This is a genomic window from Mesorhizobium sp. AR07 (assembly GCF_024746815.1).
Classification (GTDB): Bacteria; Pseudomonadota; Alphaproteobacteria; order Rhizobiales; family Rhizobiaceae; genus Mesorhizobium.
In genome coordinates, this window is sequence record NZ_CP080528.1 from 152,544 (window position 1) to 174,916 (window position 22,373).

General features: G+C 57.1%; 23 protein-coding genes and 6 pseudogenes. 15 read left to right on the plus strand and 14 right to left on the minus strand.

What is annotated here, in order from left to right; all coding sequences use genetic code 11:
• The first annotated feature begins 67 nt into the window (after window positions 1-67).
• The 9 genes and pseudogenes from purD to tnpC form a co-directional block, all read left to right on the plus strand.
• The gene (purD, locus tag BPNPMPFG_RS36945; protein WP_258598745.1) at window positions 68-1,492 is read left to right on the plus strand and encodes a phosphoribosylamine--glycine ligase; all 1,425 of its coding nucleotides are present in this window, start codon (window positions 68-70) and stop codon (window positions 1,490-1,492) included.
• A gap of 68 nt (window positions 1,493-1,560) precedes the next feature.
• Entirely contained in the window at window positions 1,561-1,938 is a 378-nt protein-coding gene (locus BPNPMPFG_RS36950) for an ectoine synthase (protein ID WP_258598747.1), read from the plus strand.
• A 135-nt stretch (window positions 1,939-2,073) separates the two neighbouring features.
• The gene (locus tag BPNPMPFG_RS36955; protein ID WP_258598748.1) at window positions 2,074-2,514 is read left to right on the plus strand and encodes a GNAT family N-acetyltransferase; all 441 of its coding nucleotides are present in this window, start codon (window positions 2,074-2,076) and stop codon (window positions 2,512-2,514) included.
• 274 nt (window positions 2,515-2,788) lie between these two features.
• Window positions 2,789-3,766, plus strand: coding sequence for a 3-hydroxyacyl-CoA dehydrogenase NAD-binding domain-containing protein (locus tag BPNPMPFG_RS36960; RefSeq protein WP_258598749.1), 978 nt, complete (start codon window positions 2,789-2,791; stop codon window positions 3,764-3,766).
• Window positions 3,767-3,820: 54 nt separating this feature from the next.
• A pseudogene (locus BPNPMPFG_RS36965) lies at window positions 3,821-3,979 on the plus strand (aspartate aminotransferase family protein); the annotation flags it as partial.
• A gap of 124 nt (window positions 3,980-4,103) precedes the next feature.
• Window positions 4,104-4,334 (plus strand): annotated as a pseudogene (locus BPNPMPFG_RS36970) (transposase); the annotation flags it as partial.
• A gap of 58 nt (window positions 4,335-4,392) precedes the next feature.
• Window positions 4,393-4,830 carry an IS66-like element accessory protein TnpA gene (tnpA, locus tag BPNPMPFG_RS36975; RefSeq protein ID WP_258598751.1) on the plus strand — a complete coding sequence of 146 codons (438 nt, stop codon included), beginning with the start codon at window positions 4,393-4,395 and terminating at the stop codon, window positions 4,828-4,830.
• Window positions 4,827-5,177: an IS66 family insertion sequence element accessory protein TnpB gene (gene tnpB / locus BPNPMPFG_RS36980; RefSeq protein ID WP_183454926.1), complete on the plus strand. Its 351-nt coding sequence runs from the start codon at window positions 4,827-4,829 to the stop codon at window positions 5,175-5,177. Before tnpA ends, tnpB (BPNPMPFG_RS36980) begins: the two co-directional genes overlap by 4 nt.
• Before the next feature lie 71 nt (window positions 5,178-5,248).
• Window positions 5,249-6,595 (plus strand): annotated as a pseudogene (gene tnpC, locus BPNPMPFG_RS36985) (IS66 family transposase); the annotation flags it as partial.
• A gap of 36 nt (window positions 6,596-6,631) precedes the next feature.
• Here tnpC and BPNPMPFG_RS36990 read toward each other — a convergent pair.
• Window positions 6,632-8,332, minus strand: a pseudogene (locus BPNPMPFG_RS36990) (recombinase family protein); the annotation flags it as partial.
• 382 nt (window positions 8,333-8,714) lie between these two features.
• On the opposite strand from BPNPMPFG_RS36990, the gene BPNPMPFG_RS36995 reads away from it, so the two are divergent.
• On the plus strand, window positions 8,715-10,073 hold the full coding sequence (locus BPNPMPFG_RS36995; RefSeq protein ID WP_319946049.1) for a recombinase family protein: 1,359 nt from the start codon (window positions 8,715-8,717) through the stop codon (window positions 10,071-10,073).
• Between the two features lie 40 nt (window positions 10,074-10,113).
• Window positions 10,114-10,779 (plus strand): hypothetical protein, encoded by a 666-nt coding sequence (locus BPNPMPFG_RS42985; protein ID WP_319946050.1) that lies wholly within the window; start codon window positions 10,114-10,116, stop codon window positions 10,777-10,779.
• Window positions 10,780-10,796: 17 nt separating this feature from the next.
• On the opposite strand, the pseudogene BPNPMPFG_RS37000 reads toward BPNPMPFG_RS42985, so the two are convergent.
• Window positions 10,797-11,171: pseudogene (locus BPNPMPFG_RS37000) on the minus strand (recombinase family protein); the annotation flags it as partial.
• A complete protein-coding gene (locus tag BPNPMPFG_RS37005) occupies window positions 11,158-11,340 on the minus strand; it encodes a PX domain-containing protein (protein ID WP_183455447.1) in 183 nt (60 codons plus the stop codon). The gene BPNPMPFG_RS37005 and the pseudogene BPNPMPFG_RS37000, both read right to left, overlap by 14 nt.
• Before the next feature lie 309 nt (window positions 11,341-11,649).
• Here BPNPMPFG_RS37005 and BPNPMPFG_RS37010 point away from each other — a divergent pair, with 309 nt between their 5' ends.
• Together BPNPMPFG_RS37010 and BPNPMPFG_RS37015 are read left to right on the plus strand one after the other, a co-directional pair.
• Window positions 11,650-11,883, plus strand: a complete 234-nt coding sequence (locus BPNPMPFG_RS37010; protein WP_258598752.1) for an IS66 family transposase — start codon at window positions 11,650-11,652, stop codon at window positions 11,881-11,883.
• A 14-nt stretch (window positions 11,884-11,897) separates the two neighbouring features.
• Window positions 11,898-12,482 carry a UPF0149 family protein gene (locus BPNPMPFG_RS37015; protein WP_258598754.1) on the plus strand — a complete coding sequence of 195 codons (585 nt, stop codon included), beginning with the start codon at window positions 11,898-11,900 and terminating at the stop codon, window positions 12,480-12,482.
• 187 nt (window positions 12,483-12,669) lie between these two features.
• On the opposite strand, the gene tnpB (BPNPMPFG_RS37020) is transcribed toward BPNPMPFG_RS37015, so the two are convergent.
• Genes tnpB (BPNPMPFG_RS37020) through BPNPMPFG_RS37030 form a run of 3 tightly spaced genes read right to left on the minus strand, consistent with a single transcriptional unit; the run spans window position 12,670 to window position 13,794 of the window.
• Window positions 12,670-13,020, minus strand: a complete 351-nt coding sequence (gene tnpB / locus BPNPMPFG_RS37020; protein ID WP_183454926.1) for an IS66 family insertion sequence element accessory protein TnpB — start codon at window positions 13,018-13,020, stop codon at window positions 12,670-12,672.
• Window positions 13,017-13,325, minus strand: a complete 309-nt coding sequence (locus tag BPNPMPFG_RS37025; protein ID WP_258598756.1) for a transposase — start codon at window positions 13,323-13,325, stop codon at window positions 13,017-13,019. The genes tnpB (BPNPMPFG_RS37020) and BPNPMPFG_RS37025 overlap by 4 nt, the downstream gene beginning before the upstream one ends.
• Before the next feature lie 10 nt (window positions 13,326-13,335).
• On the minus strand, window positions 13,336-13,794 hold the full coding sequence (locus BPNPMPFG_RS37030) for a transposase (protein ID WP_258598757.1): 459 nt from the start codon (window positions 13,792-13,794) through the stop codon (window positions 13,336-13,338).
• A 43-nt stretch (window positions 13,795-13,837) separates the two neighbouring features.
• Here BPNPMPFG_RS37030 and BPNPMPFG_RS37035 point away from each other — a divergent pair.
• Together BPNPMPFG_RS37035 and BPNPMPFG_RS37040 are read left to right on the plus strand one after the other, a co-directional pair.
• Window positions 13,838-14,170 (plus strand): annotated as a pseudogene (locus BPNPMPFG_RS37035) (integrase core domain-containing protein); the annotation flags it as partial.
• 7 nt (window positions 14,171-14,177) lie between these two features.
• Entirely contained in the window at window positions 14,178-14,321 is a 144-nt protein-coding gene (locus BPNPMPFG_RS37040; protein WP_258598759.1) for a hypothetical protein, read from the plus strand.
• A gap of 185 nt (window positions 14,322-14,506) precedes the next feature.
• On the opposite strand, the gene BPNPMPFG_RS37045 is transcribed toward BPNPMPFG_RS37040, so the two are convergent.
• The 8 genes from BPNPMPFG_RS37045 to BPNPMPFG_RS37075 form a co-directional block, all read right to left on the minus strand.
• Window positions 14,507-15,676, minus strand: coding sequence for a M24 family metallopeptidase (locus tag BPNPMPFG_RS37045; RefSeq protein WP_258598761.1), 1,170 nt, complete (start codon window positions 15,674-15,676; stop codon window positions 14,507-14,509).
• Window positions 15,677-15,689: 13 nt separating this feature from the next.
• Entirely contained in the window at window positions 15,690-15,881 is a 192-nt protein-coding gene (locus tag BPNPMPFG_RS43395; protein WP_413776959.1) for a 3-hydroxyacyl-CoA dehydrogenase NAD-binding domain-containing protein, read from the minus strand.
• A 38-nt stretch (window positions 15,882-15,919) separates the two neighbouring features.
• A complete protein-coding gene (locus BPNPMPFG_RS37050) occupies window positions 15,920-16,804 on the minus strand; it encodes a beta-keto acid cleavage family enzyme (RefSeq protein ID WP_258598762.1) in 885 nt (294 codons plus the stop codon).
• 396 nt (window positions 16,805-17,200) lie between these two features.
• Window positions 17,201-18,400 carry a M20 metallopeptidase family protein gene (locus BPNPMPFG_RS37055; RefSeq protein WP_258598764.1) on the minus strand — a complete coding sequence of 400 codons (1,200 nt, stop codon included), beginning with the start codon at window positions 18,398-18,400 and terminating at the stop codon, window positions 17,201-17,203.
• A gap of 17 nt (window positions 18,401-18,417) precedes the next feature.
• Window positions 18,418-19,599: a M24 family metallopeptidase gene (locus tag BPNPMPFG_RS37060; RefSeq protein ID WP_258598766.1), complete on the minus strand. Its 1,182-nt coding sequence runs from the start codon at window positions 19,597-19,599 to the stop codon at window positions 18,418-18,420.
• Between the two features lie 53 nt (window positions 19,600-19,652).
• On the minus strand, window positions 19,653-20,651 hold the full coding sequence (locus BPNPMPFG_RS37065; RefSeq protein ID WP_258598767.1) for a dipeptidase: 999 nt from the start codon (window positions 20,649-20,651) through the stop codon (window positions 19,653-19,655).
• A gap of 79 nt (window positions 20,652-20,730) precedes the next feature.
• On the minus strand, window positions 20,731-21,114 hold the full coding sequence (locus BPNPMPFG_RS37070; RefSeq protein WP_258598768.1) for an OsmC family protein: 384 nt from the start codon (window positions 21,112-21,114) through the stop codon (window positions 20,731-20,733).
• Between the two features lie 314 nt (window positions 21,115-21,428).
• Window positions 21,429-22,202, minus strand: coding sequence for an SDR family oxidoreductase (locus tag BPNPMPFG_RS37075; RefSeq protein WP_258598770.1), 774 nt, complete (start codon window positions 22,200-22,202; stop codon window positions 21,429-21,431).
• Window positions 22,203-22,373 lie beyond the last annotated feature (171 nt).

The window sequence follows — 22,373 nt, forward strand, 5'->3', positions numbered from 1 at the left end:
CTGCGTTGCTGACGAGCGCCTCAGGCTCCTCCTCGTGCTTATAATCTGACAACACAAAGGATAAGGCATGTCCAATCCCAGGCGCAATGTGCTGCTCATCGACTCCACAGGGAGAGGGCACGCGATAGCTGATCTCTTCCAGCGTACTGACCCTTCGGTACAGGTTTTCTATGGGCCGGGAAACACATCGGTTGCTGACGAACGCATCTGCCCGGTGCCCGATATTTCGCTAAGTGATCCGGGATCTGCAGTACGCCTTTGCCAAGCGCGTGCAATAGACTTCGTCTTTGTCTCTCACATCGACGCGCTCTCCACTGGCTATGTGGATTTCTTGAAAACCAACGGGATCCCCACAATTGGCCCAGACCGTGCTGCAGCTCGACTGGAAGCAAGCAAGGCGTTCACGAAGTCGCTCCTGCAGCGGTACAACGTGAAGACGGCGCGTTTCGCGGTCTTCGACCAGCCCGAACCTGCCAAGTGCTACATTCGCGAGCTCGACTATGATGTTGTCGTCAAGGCGGACGGGCTATGCGAAGGCAACGGCGCCTATGTATGCAGCGACCAAGCCTCGGCGCTTCAAGCCGTCGATAGCATCATGCTCGCGCGGGCACACAAGGATGCTGGAAACCGCATCGTCGTTGAGGAGCGCCTCTTCGGAGTGGAGATATCAATCTCCGCCCTCTTCGACGGAAAGGAGTTTCTGATGTTTCCGGCGGCCTTGGACTATAAGCGCTCCGATGATGGCAACAAGGGCGTTAATTGCGACGGTATGGGTTCGCTCTCTCCACATCCGCTCGCGGACAAGGCGCTTTACCGTGAGATACAGACCGAGGTTCTAGAGCCTCTAAGAGCTGCAATTCTGGGTGAAGGCTTGAAGTACACAGGCTTCATCTATATCGGCGCCATGCTCTGCGATGACGGCATCAAAGTCATTGAAATCAACGCACGATTGGGCGACAGCGAGGCGGAGGCCGTCCTGCCCAAAGTGCAGAGCAACTTCGTCCGGCTTTGCGAAGCCGTCCTTCAGGGGACCCTTGGCTCTATGTCCCTCGAGACAGACGACAAATGCTACTGCAACGTAGTGGCCGCACAAGGGCCAACAATGCGATTGGACAAGGTCGGCCGCGAGATCCGCTACCCGGGCTGGCCGCACGGAGATTTCGAGGTCGGCTTCCCTATTTCTGGACTTAAGGCAGTGGACCGCCGTAACTCCCATCTGTTCCTCTCTAATGTCCGCCGCGACGCCGAGAACAATCTTGTAACGGCAGGCGGGCGCGTGCTGCACGTCACCGGGTTCGGTGACAATTATGCACAAGCCGTCCACCATGCCTATGCCAACATTGAGAAAATACGGTTCAAGGGCATGTCCTACCGCTCCGACATTGGCCTGATCTATGGCTCGGCAGATGCTATGCGGCAGCCACGGGAGATCCCATCGCTGCCCTGGACATGGCAAATGCCACATGGAAAGCCCCATAGCCCAAGAGACTAATAGCCCTGAACTGCGCGCATGAGCGCCTACCCGACACGAGTCCACCAATAAACCATGGAGAATCGATCATGATCATCAGGACATTAGAGGAGGCGCAGCAGTCCGACCGACGCGTCACCGCGGAGAACTGGGAGAGCATTCGCCTTCTCCTAAGTCAGGACGGAGTCGGCTTCTCTTTTCATATCACAACTATGTTTCCGAATACCGAGACGCCTATCTGGTACAAGAACCACTTCGAGGCAGTTTTCTGCATCGAAGGCGAGGGTGAGATCGAGACACTGGCGGACAGCAAGACTCACCCCATCCGACCGGGGACGATCTATATCTTAGACAAGCACGACAGGCATATCCTGCGTGCCAAGACACAAATGCGTAACGCCTGCGTGTTTGCTCCCGCCCTTCATGGTAAAGAGACCCATGATGCCGACGGCTCATATCCTTTGTAGCGACTACAGCGCCGGGCTAAATACCCAGATGGAGCATAAAGGGTATGTCTGCCCGGCTGCCCGAGATTGCGGTAGGGGGTTGCCCCATTCGGCCTGGATTCCCCCAGCAACCCACTTCTCAAGCGGGAGCCCGTCATGGAGATTCGTCCTATAGGAACTGCCGATCGCGACGGATGGCAGTCCATGTGGAACGCCTACTGCGCCGACCAGGGTTTTCGTGCATCAGCACAGGCGACTGAGACGATCTGGCGGCGGATTGAGGATCCAGACAACCCAACGAACGCGATGATCGCTGTCGGAGCAACTGGCGTTCCGTTAGGTTTCGTCAACTTTATCATACACCCTTATACTTGGAGCGATCGGCTACTCTGTTTTCTCGTTGATCTCTATGTCGATCATTCTCGGAGGCGCCAAGGAACCGGCCAAGCCATGATAGCGCATCTGGCCGCCTACGGTTGCAGCCAAGGCTGGTTGAAGATCTATTGGAATGCGGACAGATCCAATAGGCAAGCGCGGGCGCTCTATGACAGAATTGCTCGATTGAGTCCCTATCTCTCGTACTATCTTGACCTTTAGGGTCGGCGCTGGACGCGCGGCACCGAAGCAGGCCCGAACGCGCGTGTACCGACGGTTGGTTTCGACATGGCGAACAGCCGACGCGGGGCCTCGGGTAGACTTAGCGACGGTCAGTAGCGATATTGATACCGACGGTCAGCTACCCATCCCTTCCCCGGAGCGGCCCTCCTAGGAGCGGTACGTCGCGCACACGTCTCTTGCTTTCCTTCGAACCACTCATGCGCGGCAAAAATAGTTTTCTAGGTTTGGAAATCACATCAGGAGTCATTACCTTATGAGTCGTCCAGAGCCACATAACGTTCAGCGGATCGCATGCATTGGAATCGGCACTATTGGCGGGGGAATGGTCGCGCGGTTTCTTGCCAATGGGTATGACGTAACGGCCTATGGCCCGGGTGAGGGTTCCAACGCGTCTCTTCAGCGGACGCTTGATCATGCCTGGCCGGTATTGGAGAGAATCGGCCTCAAACCAGGCGCTTCGCGAGAAAGATTGCTCTTCACTCAAGACCTTGAGCAAGCAGTGGCTGATGTTGATTTCATTCAAGAGAGCATACCTGAATTTCTCGATTTGAAAGTTCAGATGTACGAGAAACTCGACGAGTTGGTGGATCCGAGCATTGTGATCGGGTCAAGTACGTCGGGATTTCCAATGACGGATATACAAAAGCGCTGCAAACATCCGCAGCGTACCGTCGTAGCGCATCCTGTGAATCCGCCGTACCTTATCCCGCTTATCGAAGTTGTAGGAGGGGAAAAAACAGATCTCGCTGTCCTGGATTGGACTGTTACCTTCTTTGAAACCGTCGGCATGCGAGTTCTGCGGATGGACAAGGAGATCTACGGTTTCATGATTAATAGGCTTCAGATTGCCCTGTTCCGGGAGGCGCTGCACATGATCGCCGCAGAACAAGCCACGGTCGCGCAGATTGATGACTGTTTAACTCACGGTTTGGGCCTGCGGTGGGCATTCATGGGCCCATTTGCCACGTTCCACTTAGGCGGTGGTGACGGCGGATTGGAAGCATTTATGGATATTCATGGAGCAGTGGAGTGGAGAGCTCCCTATGTAACGGAATCGCCACTTCCAGATTGGACCCCTGAACTGCGCGAGCGCATCCTTCAACAAGCGCAAGAAGTCATTGATGGCAGGACCATTCCACAGATGATCGAAGAGCGGAATGAAACAATCATAGGACTTCTCAAGTTACGCGAGGCCAGTCGAATTAATGCTTCTAAGAAGTGTATTTCTTAGATGTCATGACTCTATAATTTTAATACCTCCTAATATGGACGTCGGAGTCCCACTGTGAAGCACACGATTCAGAACATTTCTGACAAAGACCGCAACAGCGTCTTGCACCCATTCACGCAGCTCAAGGACTTTGCAACTGGGAAGCTCGGAGAGCCTACGATCGTCGAAACGGGTAAGGGTATCCGCATCCAAGACGCGACAGGCAGGGAACTAACCCGCCTTAGTTCGCCCTGAAAAACTCTTGGACCTCTTGCTTTGCAGGGATTCCCATTGGGTTTGAAGTATTGGAGAATGCCGGAAACCACCTTCGATCCCGTCGTTTCCCGGTGTTTTTGCAATGCTTCCAGCCCGTCCGTCGTCCGGTAAGAATGATTTGTTCCGCGAGCGCCTCGATGCCATCATCAATCCGCGCCATCCGCTGGTTCGGTTGTCGGCATTGATGCCGTGGTCGCGCTTTGACGAAGCGTTTGGCGGGTTTTATCGCCCGGTCGGCAGGCCGGCCAAGCCGACGCGGCTGATGGTCGGTCTGCATTACCTCAAGCACGTCCACGACCTGTCCGACGAAGAAAGTAAGCGATGCGCCAAGGCACCTTGCAAGATGCCGATGAACATGGAGTTTTCGAGCCATGACATTGGAACATGCAAGGGGCGATATGGTCGCCGAGTTAAGCGGCGCCGCGGCGACCGAAGAGCTTACAACGGTGCGCGGGCGCGTGCGGCAACGAAGGCTGTGGAGTTGCACTGAGAAGCGCGCGTTGGTCGATCTGGCGAGCGCGGTGGGGTCGTCGGTGACCGAGGTCGCGGAGGCGTTCGGCGTAGCTCCGTCACAGCTCTATGCGTGGCGCAAGCAGATGGCCGGCGGCGAGCTCGAGGCCGATCAGGCGATGGCAACTTTCGCGCGGATCGACGTGAACGATCTGCCCGAGGTCGAGCGTCCCGTCGCCGATTGCCCGGACCCGGCCGGCAGGATCGTCGTGGCCTTTCCGAACGGCGCGCGATTGCGAATCGACGGGACCGTCGATCCGACGGCGCTACGTATCGTCCTGGCGGAGTTGACCAGTTGATCACAGTGGTGCCGACCGACCGGATTTACTTGTGCTGCGGTGAGACCGATATGCGCCGCGGGATCAACAGCCTGGCGCGGATGGTGCAGCAGGTGCTCGCGCTCGACCCGCATACCGGCGCGATCTTCTGCTTCCGTGGACGCAAGGGTCATATCATCAAGGTTTTGGCGCATGACGACCAGGGGTTCTGCCTTTTTACAAAACGGCTTTCCGATGGTTGTTTCGCCTGGCCGACCACCAAGGATCAGGTGACCGTGTCGCTCACCAAGGCACAGCTTTCGCTACTTTTGGACGGGATCGATTGGCGCCGGCCGAACAAGATTTATCGACCACGTCTGGCCGGCTAACTTCGGCCGTTCTCATTGATTTTGTGTCGATTTTGCTTCCGTAGACGAGGTCTTTCGGGTATGTAATTTGGGTGTCGGAACAAGCTCCCTCAACCGCTGATTTCTTCGCTCGGATCGCCCTTCTGGAGGCGGCGGTTTGTGCCCGTGACATCACCATTGCCGAACGGGATGAGCAGCTTCGCAGAGAGCGCGCCGAGGCCGCACTTCGCATCCAGCGCCTGCAGCTGCGGATCGATCGCTTCAACCGCAAGGCCTTCGGCCGCTCCTCCGAGAAGCTGGGCCAGATGCGGCTCGAACTCGAAGATCTCGAGACCGATTTCGCCGCCAGCGTGCCCGATCTCGAGCTGCCCATCGTTGCTGACACCGACAAGGTCCGGGTGTTGCCGGTGCGCAAGCTCAATCCCAACCTGCCGCGCAAGCGGGCCGTTCGGGAGCCGTCTTGCGCATGTTGCCCGGGCTGCGGCGGCGATCTGCGCGCCATGGGCGAAGATAGCGACGAGATGCTCGATCTGGTTGCCCAGGCCTGGCAGGTGATCGAGACCATTAGACCCAAGTACAGCTGCCGGACCTGCGATAAAATCATCCAGGCGCCCGCACCAGCCAAGGCCATTGCACGCGGTAAGCTCAGCTATGCCGCGCTCGCCCATATCATGATGGCCAAGTGGGGTTATCATCTGCCCTTCTACCGTCTGGCCCAGATGATGGCCGCCAAGGGCGTCGATATCGAGCGTTCCACGCTTGCGCGCAGCGCCGGCTACGCCGCCGCTTTGCTCGATCCCATCTACAATCGCATCCGTGAGATCGGCCGTACCCGCAGCAAGATTCACACCGACGACACGCGGCTTCCGATCCTGGCGCCCGGCACCGGCAAGACGCACAAGGGCGCGCTCTGGGTCTACGTCGCCGACGACCGCAACTCGGGTTCGAAGGAGCCGCCGATCGCCTGGTATCGCGCCACCATGGGCCGCGCCGGCGAGAGCGTGATGAGCGAGCTCGCCGGATTTACCGGGACGCTCCAGGCCGACGGTTTCAGCGGCTACAACCAGCTCTACAAGGGTGGCGCAATTCGAGAAGCTGCGTGCCTGGCCCATCTGCGTCGCAAGATATTCGACGTTCACGACAGCCAGCCGACCGAGCTCAGCACGACGGCGATGGCCGGTATCCAGGCGATCTACAGGATTGAGGAAGAGATACGAGGGCTGCCGCCCGCCGAGCGATTGGCCGCACGACGAAGGCGGACCCGACCACTGGTCCGCGCGCTGCGACGACAGCTCATGCGCCAGGGCAACGGTTTGTCGCGCCATGCCGATATCGCCAAGGCCTTCGCCTATGGCACCAACCGATGGCGAGCGTTCAATCGCTTCCTCTACGATGGCCAGCTCGAGCCCGACAACCTGATCGCGGAGCGGGCCATTCGTGGATTTACAATGCCTGATTCATTATGCTGCTCCTTTTCAAATGGCGGAAAACAGGGATTTCTGGTCTTGGTCGGTGACGCGACACGGGCCTTTACGCGAGATCGCGGCTTTGACGGCGGGCTTTTCGAGGTCCGCTGCGCGGATTTGATGGGGGGCGCCGGGCATGATTTGCTCGGTGGGCAAGAGCCCGGCTTCGACGACACGCCGGATTTTATGGTTGGTGACGCCGAATTTGGTCGCGGCTTCCGACATGGTGAGCCATTCTCCGCCAGTATTGCAGGCAGACCGGTAGCCCTCGATCTTGTGCACCCGGCGCAACGAGCTGACGCGATGCCCTGTCCAGGTCTTTCCCTGACCGGTCCGCATCCCCATGCGGTTGAGCGTGGCGGCGACATCTGCGTCGGACCAGCGCGTCGCCATCGATCGGATGATGGCCATCGCCTCCTCGGGCGTGCTTTTGGTGTGCTCGCCGGACTTTGGCTTGCGAATGTGAACCTGCGAATGCTGTCCGCCCTGCCAGTGTATAGTGAGTTCGACCTGTCTCGCATCATCGTCCACGGTCACGACGATATCCTTGATCAGCGCGCGCAGGAGCCGCTGCCGAAAACGCATGTCGACATCGGAACCGTCCCATGCAGCCCTGAGATCCTGAGCCAGGCCGGCAAAATCCGGGATGGCGGCGTCATCGCGAACTTGCCGATTGTTGAGCCGGGCTTCGCAGGCTTCGATACGGCGAAGCGTCGCCTCCCAGCTCTTCTCAAGCTGAGCGGCTATGAGCCTATTGTCGGGGTCGCAGGCCGCATAGCGGCGTTCCGCAAGCGAGGCTTCGTAGCGGGCCTGCTGCAAATCCAGTTCAAGCATCTGCCTTCTCTGCGCTTCGCCTTCGAGATGCATGCGCTCCGCCTCCAATGCTGCTTCGATCGCCATGGGCGCCACGGCGCGCAAAAGCTCCTGCGAGATCGCAGCGTCAGCTCGACCGCCATTGGCGGTCATGCATCGGGGTCGCGCCAGCATGAGGTTCGAACGGTCGCAACGGTAGATATGATAACCGATGCGACGGCCGACATAAACGACGCACAGGCGGCGACCGCAATGACCACAGGTGAGCATGCCGGCCAGAAGAGCCCTTCCGCCCCGACCGGACTTTACACCGCCGCCCTTGCCGTACGTGTTGGCGGCGAGCAGCTTCTGATTCCGCTCATACTCGTCCCAGCCGACATAGCCTTCATGATGCTCCCTAAGCATAACCGCCCAATCCTCATGGGATTTACGGTGGCCGTAGCTCTTGCGAACGCGGCCATCGACGATCTCGGTCCGCTTCTGGGTTTTGCCGTACACATAGACCCCCGCATAGAAAGGGTTCTTCAATACGCTGATGACGTTGCGATAGCGGATCGGAACCCAGTCGAAGGAGACCATCATCTTGCCGTCAGATGGGCGCGGAAAATGCATGCCTTCGGCATTGAGCGAGATCAGCACCTGGCGGGCGCTGCCGATCTCGCGGAACCGCGCGAATATAAGCCTGATGGCTTCCTGGACCCGAATATCAGGGTCGAAACCCAGGCCGTAATCGCGGGGCCATATGTAGCCGATCGGCACGCTTATCCGCAGTTCGCCCCGCTGGGCCTTCTGTCGCGCGGCCTCGTGCATCCGCGCCCGAATGACAGAAAGCTCGAACTCGCTGATGTTGCCCTTCATGCCGAGCAACAGCCGGTCGTTCGGCTTGGCGGGATCATACGAGCACACATCTTAATGCCCCAATTAGATTTGGAGATGATCAGCGCATAACAGTTACTGATCCGGCACACCCTCTTTATGGGCGCGATTTCATTTTAGCGGCAGGACCGAGCGGCGCCGGCGCCTATCGTCAGCTTCTTGTCGTTTACCGCGATGATGTTCTCCTGAAGATTCCGATCTCGGCCACCAATCTGTATCCATCGGCACCAGATTCGCCGTCAGCCAAGCTTTCGACTGCGAGCGTTCGCGATTTTATTCGCCTGGTCAGTTGCGCAAAGGCGCAGGCGCCGCGAAGTTCCGGCGATATGGCTGAGCATGATAGCCTGACGTCAGAAACCGAATCACCCCGATCGGAACCGCATGGTTCTCTGGAGGGCGAGCCATGATGTCGGATCTGATAACAACCCAGCATTTGTGCCGAAAAGCCGTGATTTACATCCGGCAATCGACACCACATCAGATGGTCAACAACCAGGAAAGCCTGCGGCTGCAGTATGCATTGCATCAGCGTGCGGGGGATCTCGGCTGGGACGACACCAATATCGAAGTGATCGACGCGGACCTTGGCCAGAGTGGAGCTGCGGCGGCTCACCGTGCCGGCTTCAAAGATCTCCTTGGACGCGTCACATTGGGTGAAGTTGGCATCGTTCTCTCGTATGAAGTGACACGGCTTGCCCGCAATTGTTCCGATTGGTACCCACTCCTCGATTTATGCGGCTATCGGCAATGCCTCATCGGCGACCGCGACGGAATTTACGACCCGGGCTCGGCCAACGGGCGCCTGTTGCTTGGCCTGAAGGGTACGATCTCGGAAGTGGAATTGCACACGCTTCGTGGCCGCCTGACGGCTGGTCTGCTCAGCAAGGCTGAACGGGGTGAGTTGGCTTTGCTGTTACCAGCCGGGTTGGAGCGGGATACCAATGGTGTCGTGATGAAGGATTCAAACCAGGAAGTGCAGGACCGGATTGCCCTGATATTCTCTGCATTTTGGGAGTTGGGCACCGTCGGAAAAGTGATCCGTTCCTTGCGGGATCGTGCGCTCACCATACCGCGGCGAAATCGATTTGGCGACGTTGTCTGGCGCGTCCCAACTGCCAACATGCTTGCCGGGATGTTGAAGAACCCGGCCTATGCCGGCGCCTTCGTCTATGGCCGCACCCAGTCCTGTCACGCCAGGTATGCGAGTGGTAAAATCATCTCGCGACGCCGGCCAATGGCAGAGTGGAAAATCGTAGTTAAAGACCGTTATCCTGCTTATTGCGATTGGGAGCGTTACGAGCGGATCCAGACCATGCTGAGCGACAATCACGCTGAATACCGACGAAACCAGACACGCGGTGCGCCGCGTGATGGCGCGGCGGTGTTGCAAGGCATTGTCTGGTGCGGGCGATGCGGCCATAAAATGGGCGTCGAATACAAGAACGGCAATCGTTACGTCTGCAACTTCCTGGCACGCAGCCAGGGCGGAGCCTTATGCCAGCATTTGCCAGCCGATCCCATCGACGCCCGCGTCGTTGAGGCCCTCTTCGCGGCGGCCAGTCCGGCCGAGTTGGCCGAGTTGATGCACGCCAAAGATGCTCGTCAGCAGGCAGACGAGGCTTTTGAGCGCGCTGAAGAGCAGCAGATCAAGCGGCTGCGTTATCAAGCGCTGCTCGCAGAACGGCAATACAATCGGGTTGACCCTGACAATCGCCTGATTGCGGCCGAGTTGGAGCGCCGTTGGGAGGGGGGCTCTGCGTGAGCTTCGTCAAGCGGAGGATGCACTTGAGCGCCGTCGCGCAATGCAAAGTCAATCTGATGATCTGACGCCGACAGAACAGAATGATTTTATCGCTGCCGGTTCGCAACTTCCCGAATTTTGGCAGAGACCTGACATAGAGTGGGGACGCAAGAAAGCCTTACTACGCAGCCTGATCGACAAAGTGATCCTGCAACGGGTGGTCCGAGATCGGATTACGATCCGCATCGTTTGGCGAGGCGGTGAAGTTACCGAACGCGAGGTCGAGCCGAGGGTGCATGCCTTGAGCGCCCTGTCTCGCGGCGCCGAGATGGAGGTCCGGCTGCTCGAACTGGCTCATCAAGGGGACGACGACGCGGCGATAGCGGCCAAACTGACTAAGGAAGGCTTCCGCTCACCGCGCCGCAGCTACGTTCCTGTGCGCACAGTCCAGATCGTCCGACAACGCCATCGCGTATTGAGGCAGTCTACACCAGCCCGCTCTCACCACATTCCCGGGTGGCTAACGGTGTCTGAACTAGCGATGGCAGCGGACGTTTCTCGCTCCTGGATCCGGCATCGAATCCGCAATGGCGTGATCAGTGTCCGCCAAAACGCCCTTCACAAACGCGTTCTGTTTCCAGATGCCGCTGCAACAATCGCCGCAATACAAGAGCTCAAATCCGGCGTGCGGCAACACCTCGACTTTAACCCACCTGCTACCGAATAAGGGTATCAACATGATAGATCGTAAATGCCATCGATATCGATCACGCGCGCATCGACCTGACCGCAAAGCTCAAGCAGCCTGTGCCAGTCCGGACCATTGCGCGACAACCGAGAGGCCTCAAGACACAATACTGCGCCGACATGACCGGTGCACAGATCGTCGACGAGCCGCTCGAAACCCGGGCGCTCGACGGCGCCGCTCGCGCTGCGGCCCAGATCCTCGTCGATCACCTCGACATTGTGGAACCCCCAACGCCGCGCAACGTCGACCAGCTCATATTGCCGGCGTTGACTCTCAAGGTTTGCATGAACCTGTTGGGCCGTCGACTGTCTGACGTAGACGACGGCCTTGCGCTTCAGGAGTGCCATGGGAAGAAGATTACCGCCCGTCATCGGTCATCTCCTTCTCCGCGACACCTGCAGCCGCCATCAGCAGCTTGGCGAGGCTCGCGACCGCGACCGCGCGTTGCGCTCTCGTCAGCCCGTCCAGGGCTCGGGAGTCGAGTGGCATGATCAACTGCCGTAGTGCTGGCAGCCGGCTTGGCGGGGGCAATGTCTTCATCGATAACCTCCTGAGCGTTCGAACCGCTCGCAAGGCCATTACGAAATCCCCGATGGATCAAGAGGTTGTGAAGGTCAGTCAGCGCATCCACGGTCACCCGAGGGCTGCCCAAGGTGAACGCTTCACAAACGTCGCGATCCAACATCCATGTGGGAACGACAATGACTTCGCCATGGCGCACGACAATGTGCGCGACTCTGCCGTTCGCCCGCTCCTCGGTATACTCGCATCGAACGGTCCGCTCGAAATACGGATGCCATCGATACCAAACGACAACCTCGCGCCCGACATGGGCAGAATGTCTGCGAGATGACAGTCGGCAGGCGCAATTGGCTTTTCTCGGGCAGCTTCGCCGCGGCGGAGCGGTCAGCGGTCGTGCTCAGCATCATTGAGACCTGCAAGCTCTGCGGCGTCGATGCCGAAGCCTACATGGCCGATGTCACCGAGCGCATCCAGAACGACTGGCCAGCCTCGCGCTGGGACGAGCTGATGCCGTGGAGCTGGGTGCGCCGCCAAGCGATGCCGCTCTCCTTGGCGGCATGAGCGCGATCGATGACATGGCGCTGTCGGACGAGGCGCTGGAGGCCTGGATGGCCATCAAACCCGCCCCCCGCCCGCTGGTGCGGACGATGTCGGCGCTGGATGGCTTCGTAACGGCGGCGGTCACCGGGCCGCGGTTCCCGGACCCGCAAGACTGGATGTGCCCGCTCATGGGGTTGCGGCGCGACGTCCTGGCCAAAGGATCTGCAACCGATCACGCCGTGTTTGCCAGCGTCGCCAGGATCCACAACCGGATCAACGAGACGCTCTTCGACAGGCCGCAGGATTATGCGCCCCGTTTCGCCACCAAGCCCAGCGGCGGCATCGACCCGCGGCCGTGGTGCCAGGGGTTCTACGCGGCCATCAATCTCAACATCAAAAAATGGAAACGGCTACTCGACCTCGACAACCCCAACCACGGCCTGCTGCTGCCGATCCTGATCTACTGCGTCGACAAAAAGGGGCGGCCCGTCCTCGGCAAGCCCAGGCCAGGGCCAGAGACCGCGCGCTTCATCGAGCATGAGGCCTACAAAGACATCGCCCTCGTCATCCCCGCCCTGCGCGAACTCCACTACGTCACCCGTTATGACGATCCGCAGTGATCGGCGGCGACGCGGACCAACGGCTTCCTACTATCTACTATAGAGCACTATTTCGGGAAAGGCGCCTTGGCGCATCGCTTACAGAAATCAGCGGTTGAGGGAGCTTGTTCCGACACCCAAATTACATACCCGAAAGACCTCGTCTACGGAAGCAAAATCGACACAAAATCAATGAGAACGGCCGAAGTTAGCCGGCCAGACGTGGTCGATAAATCTTGTTCGGCCGGCGCCAATCGATCCCGTCCAAAAGTAGCGAAAGCTGTGCCTTGGTGAGCGACACGGTCACCTGATCCTTGGTGGTCGGCCAGGCGAAACAACCATCGGAAAGCCGTTTTGTAAAAAGGCAGAACCCCTGGTCGTCATGCGCCAAAACCTTGATGATATGACCCTTGCGTCCACGGAAGCAGAAGATCGCGCCGGTATGCGGGTCGAGCGCGAGCACCTGCTGCACCATCCGCGCCAGGCTGTTGATCCCGCGGCGCATATCGGTCTCACCGCAGCACAAGTAAATCCGGTCGGTCGGCACCACTGTGATCAACTGGTCAACTCCGCCAGGACGATACGTAGCGCCGTCGGATCGACGGTCCCGTCGATAAGCAATCGCGCGCCGTTCGGAAAGGCCACGACGATCCTGCCGGCCGGGTCCGGGCAATCGGCGACGGGACGCTCGACCTCGGGCAGATCGTTCACGTCGATCCGCGCGAAAGTTGCCATCGCCTGATCGGCCTCGAGCTCGCCGCCGGCCATCTGCTTGCGCCACGCATAGAGCTGTGACGGAGCTACGCCGAACGCCTCCGCGACCTCGGTCACCGACGACCCCACCGCGCTCGCCAGATCGACCAACGCGCGCTTCTCAGTGCAACTCCACAGCCTTCGTTGCCGCACGCGCCCGCGCACCGTTGTAAGCTCTTCGGTCGCCGCGGCGCCGCTTAACTCGGCGACCATATCGCCCCTTGCATGTTCCAATGTCATGGCTCGAAAACTCCATGTTCATCGGCATCTTGCAAGGTGCCTTGGCGCATCGCTTACCGTCGATCCGCGCGAAAGTTGCCATCGCCTGATCGGCCTCGAGCTCGCCGCCGGCCATCTGCTTGCGCCACGCATAGAGCTGTGACGGAGCTACGCCGAACGCCTCCGCGACCTCGGTCACCGACGACCCCACCGCGCTCGCCAGATCGACCAACGCGCGCTTCTCAGTGCAACTCCACAGCCTTCGTTGCCGCACGCGCCCGCGCACCGTTGTAAGCTCTTCGGTCGCCGCGGCGCCGCTTAACTCGGCGACCATATCGCCCCTTGCATGTTCCAATGTCATGGCTCGAAAACTCCATGTTCATCGGCATCTTGCAAGGTGCCTTGGCGCATCGCTTACCTACATCGCGCCGGGCAAGCCGATGCAGAATGGTTATGTCGAATCCTTCAACGGTCGCATGCGCGACGAGCTCTTGAACGAGAGCCTGTTCTTCGGCCTCGACCACGCCCGCAGCGCCATCGCCGAATGGCGGGAGGACTTCAACACCGCGAGGCCTCATTCCTCGCTCGGCTACCAGACCCCGGCAGCCTATGCCGAGGTCATCACCGCAACCGGCTCCGACGCTGTGCTGATGGAAGGCTCCGCGCCTCCGCCGGTTGCTCAACCCGCGCCAAGAGGCGTAACAGAAACGGCCAAGGCTCTAGTCGCCACTGGATGACAGTTCAGTGGCAGGTCACGTCCTCGGCAAGCCCAGGCCGGGGCCCGAGACCGCGCACTTCATCGAGCACGAGGCCTACAAAGACATCGCCCTCGTCATCCCCGCCCTGCGCGAACTCCACTACGTCACCCGCTATGGCAACCCGGAGTGATCGCCGCCGGCGCGCCGACCAACAAGCGACCCTAACCATCAAGCTATTTCGGGAAAGGTGCCTTGGCGCATCGCTTACACCTTGTGTGCCGTGGGGACGATTTGCCGTATGCGGGGCGCCCTGCGTTCAAGCTCAGCCTTGCCGTGCCCTGACGCAATTTCCGTCAACGAGAGCTCAGCCCGCGGCTACAACTGGAAGAGGTCTCGTGGAAGCTTGCTGAACGTTTCAGCGCCGGCTTCGGTAACCCGAAATGTCTCGCTGATGACGTAGCCGACATCCTCATCAATCCAGTTTCCGAGCATTAGATGGAATGTCATGTTGGGTTTCAGGATTGTGGGGTCACCCACCTTGAGGCTGGCGGTCGGTTCCGTCCATTCGATTCCTATGGCATATCCGCAGCGCGACTCTTTTTCAAACCCATACTTTCGAACCGTCGTGTTGAAAGCGACAGCAACATCGCCGCAGGTTGCACCGGGCTTGGCAGCTGCGAGAGCGGCTTCCAGTCCGGCGACCTCGCCATCATGAATTCGACGCAGGTGGTCCGAAGGCTTACCTATCGACATTGTGCGCATCAGTGCCGAAATGTAGCCGTGGCGGACCCCTCCGAATTCTAAGTTTATCTGCGAACCTTGTCGGAAAACGTCTTCCGCCCAAGGGATGTGGCACGTGGAAGTGCGCGGTGATGCACATAGGTAAAAATTGGACACGTCCGTGCCCGGTCTTCCATCCGCACCGCGTACGAGCGTTGCGATAATCTCCGCCGCCGCTTCAGCCTCGCCAACGCCTGGACGGATGAATTCTTTGGCGCGCAGCATGCCTGCATCAGTAATCGCCGCGGCTTCGCGCATTACCGCGATTTCGACATCGGATTTTACACCTCGAATCCAGCTAACCATGTTCGCGAAGTTTACAAGCCTTGCTTCCGGCAATCTCATCTCGAATTTTTTCGTTACGACAGCAGGAAGTAAGTCCGCCTCGATCCCGATGCCTCCGCGCGCGAATCCATTATCCAGAAGGAAATCGATTGCAGTATCCCAGCCGTTCTTGTCTGGATTAGCGATCAACGCTTCAGGGTAGCCGAAGATCCGACTGCGATCGATGAACATTTGGTGGATAGCAGCCGGGGCGTCCATACGACGCGTAATAAACGTCGGTTCTTCATCTTTCGCTGAAACGATCAGACACTGGGGCACGTAGCCTGATTTGGACGTATATCCGGTCAAATAGGTGATGTTCGCGGTCGTCGTGACTACCAGAGCATCGACTTCGCGCGTCTGCATTGCAGCTTTTACGGCAGATAAACGCCGCAAGTATTCACTCCGCGGAAACGCCTGCGGCCCCTTGGGCATCGCCATAATGTCAACTCCTTCAAAGGTATGTAATTTTAGCTTGGCCGCCTTCTTTGTGATAACGGCGTTTTATGTCTAGGCGCTCCGGCAAACTCTCTTGAATGTGGTCGACGCCGGAGATCGCTGCTACGAAATCTGTGGTGGTCCGGAGGCGCGACATGACGGACTCGCCACCCCGTCCCGACAGTCCTTTGATCTCCTTTTCCGAAATAGCGGTCGTCCTAAAGTAAGACGAATAACTTGCCCAATTTAACCTCGCTTCTCGACGCCGAGTATTTCTCGCGCCTCAGATGGTGTAGCGACGGTGGCGCCCAAGCGCTCAATAATCCCTACTGCATTCTCGACGAGTTCGGCGTTTGAGGCCAAAAGGCCACGTCGCAGATATATGTTGTCTTCGAGACCAACGCGTACATGACCACCCAGGCCTACTGCCTGGGCAACCATCGGCATCTCATCCTTTCCGCAACCAAATCCACCCCAGATAGCTCCAGATGGTAAGAGCCCTCGCATAGCCAGAACTACACTCGGTGTAGCGGGGGCCCCATAGCCCGTGCTCAGGCAGAACTGGAAAAGCGGACGACCAGAAATGAGGCCATCCGCGACAAGTGACTTAGCCATTTCGATGTGACCGAGGTCAAAGCATTCCAGCTCAGGTTTCACCCCAGCCTCGCGCACGAGCTTCGCCATCTCCTGCAGATCGGATTTACGCGCGACAAAGATACTTTCTCCAAATGCCATCGTTCCACAATCCAGAGTGCAAAGCTCCGGCTGAAGCTCGACGACATGTAGGCAGCGCCCCAAGGCGCTCCTTAGTGTGGTAGTTGGCGCAATAGCTAAGGGCTCCAACAACCCTAACTCAAGCTCACCATCCATACCGCAGGTCAAATTGATGATGACATCCGTCGATCCATCGCGAATCCGTTTCACAACCTGTTCATATAGATCAATTCGATTCGATGCGGCGCCTGTATCAGGATCTCGAACATGGATGTGTACTACCGAAGCGCCTGCTGTGGCAGCTTCTAATGCCGCGTCAGCTATTTGTTTCGGTGTCTTTGGAATACCAGGATGCTTTGTCAGAGATGCGGACCCACTACCTGTGACTGCACAGGTGATAATGACTTTCTGTAACATTCGCTGCTCCGCTGCTGAATTCTCACACAGGCCTCATGGGCGATCCTGATCCGCGCTTGCGAGGCCAAGAGGCCAACCGGACCGCGATTACGACCTCAAGCTGCCCGGTCTCCGGTCCATATGGGATGGCATCGGCCTGTCGTTCGTCATTGCAACTGCCGTATGTCGCTTATCGGAAGTCGTCAGGAGTGCCTCACAATCGGCCTTGTGAAACTTATCGATCAAAATCTCGGCTGTGACGTCTGCAGTCGGGGCTCGTTGGAGCTTTAGCCCAAAGGACTAGCTCTCCTCTCTCGCAGCTGGGAGCAGCGTGCTTTTACCTACACCACTGGCAGTCCAATCGAAGTCGGCAAGTAGACCGGGGCTGAAGGTGGCGCTGCGCTAAAGATTGGATGTCTAGGTGACATCTCCTCTTTGGAGATTCCTGACGATTGCCCACGCAGCCCTTGACGCGCGAAGCACGTCCGTATCTGAGACGCCAAATTCAGATGTGTGCACATGAGTTCTATTTCCTGCTGTCTCGTCATAGCACCCCACCCAAAAGTATACGGAAGGCAACTTCTCCGAATAGAACCCAAAATCATCGGCTCCAGCGAGGGGTCTAGTATCCATCAAGGCACTTGGCCCGAAGGCCTCTGAAATAGCCGTCTTTGCATGCTCGCAAACAATCGGGTCGTTGATCACCGGCGGTTCGCCAGGAGTGACACCGAAATCGGCGGAACCGCGATGCATTACCGCAATCTGCCGTGCAATTTCCCCAAGGCGAGATTGTAGGCGTTCCCGCGCTTTGGGGGACCGGGTCCGGATCGTGCCGGTCAACTCTACCCTGTCGCAAACAATGTTGGTTGCTTCTCCACCATGGATCGTCCCGATCGAGATAATGGCTGCTTCATCTGCGTCGCTCTCCCGCGAAACGAGTTTCTGAGCTTCGGCAACGAAAGTCGCGCAGATTGTTATTGCGTCAACCCCGAGTTCAGGCCACGCCGCATGGCTTTTCTTTCCTCTAAAGATTACGCGAAACTCATCGGCGGATCTGGTCACCGGGCCGCTTCGGATCGAGAATTTGCCGGAAGGGATCTCGGGATTGACATGCATGCCAACCGCGAAATCAAAGCCGTCTAAAATGCCCTGTTCAGCTACGGACCTGCCGCCCAGCGGTTCAGCTTCTTCGGCGGGTTGGAAAACTACGCGCAATGTGCCCGCGAACGTCTTCCGATTGTCGATAGCCGCCAATACCACGCCGAACGCTGCAGAAGCATGTGCATCGTGTCCACATGCATGCATTTTTCCCGGCACCGTCGATTTATAAGAAATGTCCTCGCGGTTCTCTGTAATAGGGAGCGCGTCGATGTCGCCACGCACTACAATGTTTACGGGCGGTCCTTTGCCCTCACCTCGTATGTCGACGAAGATGCCCGTCCTGTGAAAAGTCGAGGGCTCGTACAATCCGGCTTCCGCAAGACAATTTCTTATTGCTGCCTGAGTGCCGTGCTCTTCGTTTGAAAGCTCGGGATTGGCGTGCATGTAGTGCCGCAATGAAAGTATTTTTCCCTCGTTGCAATCCGACATTTCACGGTTAATAGGGGCACGTTCCATTCGATCTCCATCAAGACTCAGTTAATCACGATCAATTCGCGTGGCGAGCTGGCTAAACATTCATGCCTATTTTCGCCGATTAGAACACTCTCCGTGATTTCGATACCCCAATCGCCGAACCATAGCCCTGACATAAAATGAAAGGTCATGCCCGCGGCTAGTTCAGTACGATCGCCCTTCCGAAAACTTGCGGAGTGCTCACCCCAATCAGGGGGATAGGCCATACCGATTGAATATCCACATCGGCTTGGTTTGTTTAAGCCATAACGTTCGATAACGTCATAATATGCCTGAGCAACCTCTTCACAGACATTTCCAGGCTTGATCTTGTCAAGTCCAGCCGCCATTCCCTCCAATACCGCCTTCTCCGCATCAATGAATTTGCTGTCTGGCTTGCCCAGATAGAATGTTCGTGACAATGGACTGTGGTAGTGCTTGTGCACACCTGCCAGCTCGAAAAATATGCTTTCGCCTGAGCGAAGCTCGCGGTCGCTCCAAGTTAGATGAGGCGCCGAAGCGTCGACGCCCGCTCCGATCATGGGGACCGCGGCTGGATAGTCGCCCCACACTCCTTCGACACCGCGTATGGCAGTCTGATAAATTTCAGCCACGACGTCAGATTGCCGTATTCCTGGTCGAAGGACCTCAGCGACACGTGCGTGCATAGCCGTCGCAATTCTCCCAGCTCCACGCATATACTCAAGCTCTCGCGGCGATTTCACGATACGCTGCCACTTAACTAGCCGCGTAGCGTCTTGCAATTTCGCATTTGGAAGCGCGGCGCTCAAGACCTCGAAAGCCGCGTGTGTAAAGTAAAAATTATCTTTCTCAACGCCGATGCTCATATTGCCACAACCAAGATCTGATATAATCGACCCCAGAACAGACATCGGATGGTACTGATCAGACTGCACAAAATGGTCAGCATACGTCTTTATACGACTCTCATCCATGTATATAGTGCGGCGCGCCCCGTTACCGTCCATTTCACGACCGAACCAGATCGGATCTTCGCTAAGATGAATGATAACACACTGATGAACATAGAAGGACCAGCCGTCATAACCAGTCAACCAACCCATGTTTGCAGGATCGCTGACGATCAATAAATCGATTCCGGCTTTCTGCATCGCCACTCGAGTTGAGCTTAGTCGAGCCTGATACTCGGAAAGATCAAATCGTAGATGATTGTTGTTCACGGTATCTCTCTCATTGTTTTTATGGCCGACTCGGTGGCAACCATAGCTGCGCGTTACCAGACAGCCTGACAGACCCTGAGGAAGTTTCCGGAAACAATTTTTCTGACAGCTTCCTCTGGATATCCGTGATCGAACATCAACTGAACCAGCTCAATTACATTCTGCGGTCTCTTAAAGTGAAAGCCTTTCCAGCCGGAGGCCTTTGAATCAGGCCATTCGTCCTGGACCTTCAGAGCCCACTCGTTGAGGAGGTCTGGTTCAAAAACAAAATCGAAGCCAAATCCGACATGATCCGGACCCACCAGCTGGACAACGTGATCAAGATGCCGAAAGATCGCGGCCATCGATCCTTCGTCGTCGCCTATATATGCGCTATTTCCCGATAGACCAACTACGCCACCGTTTGTTGCAAGCGCCTGAAGTTGATCATCTCTAATGTTTCTGTAGTGCTGATGAACCCCCATGATCCCAGCATGCGATATGACTAGTGGCTGAGTCGCGATCTCGAAGATGTCGAGTGTCGTTCGGTAACCAGTATGTGAGAGGTCAACCAACATCCGCAGGCGCTCGATTTCAGGAACGACTTTGTGCCCATAGGTCGTAAGCCCACCGTCAGCCTTGTCAGAACAACCACCTCCTACGAAGTTGGATGCGTTGAAAGCAATTTGCACAATTCGCAGCCCGAGCTCGTGGAATACCTCTAACACACCGACGTCCTTACCGAACCAGGATGTGCCGTGGACCTGCATGCCGATGGCTAGCTTGCCTTCTCGCTTTGCGCGGAACACATCCTCCACCGTCAGCGCGTGGATAAAGGCTTCGGGTCGGGCTTGTATCAGCTTCCTGTGTCCGGCGATGGTTTTTACCGCTGAGTCAATGTTGAAGCCGTCCTCCGCAAAAGCAATCGACGTGAAACTGACTCCTGCGTCGATATAGTGGTCAAGGTATTTCTCTGGGCATCCGTAGGTCTGGCCGGGCGGCTCAAGCGGATAAAGCATATCCCAGATGAGGTTCTCTTTCCAGAATTGTCTTGTGGCGCCGGATATATTCACGTTGCGAGATCCTCTTAAGGTAGTGTATTTTGTGATAGAAGCGATTTTGCCTCATGGTGGGTCCAGCGGTTCTCTACTATCACGACGTAGCATCACCGGGTTTCCTGATGTCAAGCTCGATATATACGTTCGTAGGGTTCTTAACATTGTCTAAAACCGGGCACAGCGAACTGGCGATCTCAAGTAGATCAGATATCACTTCTATTTCCTCAGAACTGACTATGTTGACTTTTGCGGTTATCAATGGAAATCCAGCGCGAACGTGGGCGTTTATGCCAAAGAAACCCTGCGTATCCAATTCGGCCGACAGATCGACGCCGACCGAGTCGACCGTTATATTTAAATACTCGGCGTAGCACCTAATGGTGACTTCAAGGCTCGCCCCAAGCGCAGCCAACATCACTTCAGCTGGGTTGGGTGCCTGGCCGGAGCCGCCGAAGCTGACAGGCTCGTCAATTGTCATTGGAAGATGACTAAAAAGAGACTCCGATCGCAGTCCTTCGACTTGGCGAGTAGTCCCAAACATTGTCTCACAACTTTGCTGTGGATTCGCAGCTGCATCTCGGAACCTAGCGAATCGGCGCCCGAACTCCGAGGACGGTAGCCTGCCGTTCAAATCCATTGCCATTTCGGAATTACTCCGCTCCTTGAAAGATGTTTGAAATTCTATGGCACCAGAATTTGACCAGGCGGTGTGTTGGGGCGACTAACTGCGATGAGACAGTTTTGCCGAAATCTATGAAAGCCTAGCGGATCTATGAATAGATATAGCGTACGCTATTCTGTCGAATTGGTTTGACCGTCTACGGCAATTGACTGCCCCGTTATTATTCTGCCAAGCGGGCTACAGAGATACAAGACTATACTGGAGATCTCTTGCATGGTGACAAGCCGTCTCATCGAAGTCTGATTTAGTGCGGCCTGATGGATCTCTTCAACAGAGACACCCATCGCTAATGCCGTCATTGACGCAACTCGGTCGAGACGAGGTGACTGTACACTGCCTGGACAGATGGCGTTCACGTTCACGTTATCTGGCCCGAGCTCTTGAGCCAGAACTCTCGTAAATCCGATAACCCCGTGCTTGGCGGCGCAATAGGGTGAGCGCAAACGATACGGCAAGAGCCCACAGATCGAAGAAATGTTGATGATGGATCCTCCACCATCCTTCTTCAGTAGTGGGATCGCCTCCCTAGCGCAAAAGAATGAACTGTCCAGGTTGACCGCGAATGTGTCCCGCCACTCGACGTCAGTCAGCTCCTGAACTGGCTTTGCCGGCCCAGATACGCCAGCGTTATTAACTAGGATATCAAGCCCGCCCAGGAATATTTCAACCTGCGAAAAAAGCTTGGCGACTGCTGCGGAGTTCGAAACGTCCGCAGTAACTGCGTTTAAGGCGGCTTCTGACTGGACGCGCTGCACGGCTTTGTCATCAATGTCGCATACGAGTACGTTTGCTCCGTTCGAAGCAAAGCTTTCAGCCACGATCCTGCCGATGCCGCTGGCACCTGCTGTTATCAATACGCGCTTGTTGGCTAACTCGAGATCCACGGTGCCTCCGGTTTGTCCCGCTTCTACAATAATCCCCGCTGGGCTGATGATTTCCCGAAGTTTCCATGTCCAAAGGGATTTTTTGGTGCTTCCGGTCTGTCTGGAAGAAAAAAGCGATCTCCGGCAGCTGCGGATTCCTTTTTTGCCGGGCGGGTAAAGATGTAGGCTACT

Coding starts and splice junctions, on each gene's coding strand:
- BPNPMPFG_RS42985 (WP_319946050.1), top strand. CDS start 10,114: ATGCAAAGTCAATCTGATGATCTGACGCCGACAGAACAGAATGATTTT.
- BPNPMPFG_RS37005 (WP_183455447.1), bottom strand. CDS start 11,340: ATGAAGACATTGCCCCCGCCAAGCCGGCTGCCAGCACTACGGCAGTTG.
- tnpA (WP_258598751.1), top strand. CDS start 4,393: ATGACATTGGAACATGCAAGGGGCGATATGGTCGCCGAGTTAAGCGGC.
- BPNPMPFG_RS37070 (WP_258598768.1), bottom strand. CDS start 21,114: ATGACAATTGACGAGCCTGTCAGCTTCGGCGGCTCCGGCCAGGCACCC.
- BPNPMPFG_RS36995 (WP_319946049.1), top strand. CDS start 8,715: ATGATGTCGGATCTGATAACAACCCAGCATTTGTGCCGAAAAGCCGTG.
- BPNPMPFG_RS37055 (WP_258598764.1), bottom strand. CDS start 18,400: ATGGAACGTGCCCCTATTAACCGTGAAATGTCGGATTGCAACGAGGGA.
- BPNPMPFG_RS36960 (WP_258598749.1), top strand. CDS start 2,789: ATGAGTCGTCCAGAGCCACATAACGTTCAGCGGATCGCATGCATTGGA.
- BPNPMPFG_RS37050 (WP_258598762.1), bottom strand. CDS start 16,804: ATGTTACAGAAAGTCATTATCACCTGTGCAGTCACAGGTAGTGGGTCC.
- BPNPMPFG_RS36950 (WP_258598747.1), top strand. CDS start 1,561: ATGATCATCAGGACATTAGAGGAGGCGCAGCAGTCCGACCGACGCGTC.
- BPNPMPFG_RS36955 (WP_258598748.1), top strand. CDS start 2,074: ATGGAGATTCGTCCTATAGGAACTGCCGATCGCGACGGATGGCAGTCC.
- purD (WP_258598745.1), top strand. CDS start 68: ATGTCCAATCCCAGGCGCAATGTGCTGCTCATCGACTCCACAGGGAGA.
- BPNPMPFG_RS37045 (WP_258598761.1), bottom strand. CDS start 15,676: ATGGCGATGCCCAAGGGGCCGCAGGCGTTTCCGCGGAGTGAATACTTG.
- BPNPMPFG_RS37015 (WP_258598754.1), top strand. CDS start 11,898: ATGGCGCTGTCGGACGAGGCGCTGGAGGCCTGGATGGCCATCAAACCC.
- BPNPMPFG_RS37030 (WP_258598757.1), bottom strand. CDS start 13,794: ATGACATTGGAACATGCAAGGGGCGATATGGTCGCCGAGTTAAGCGGC.
- BPNPMPFG_RS37010 (WP_258598752.1), top strand. CDS start 11,650: ATGACAGTCGGCAGGCGCAATTGGCTTTTCTCGGGCAGCTTCGCCGCG.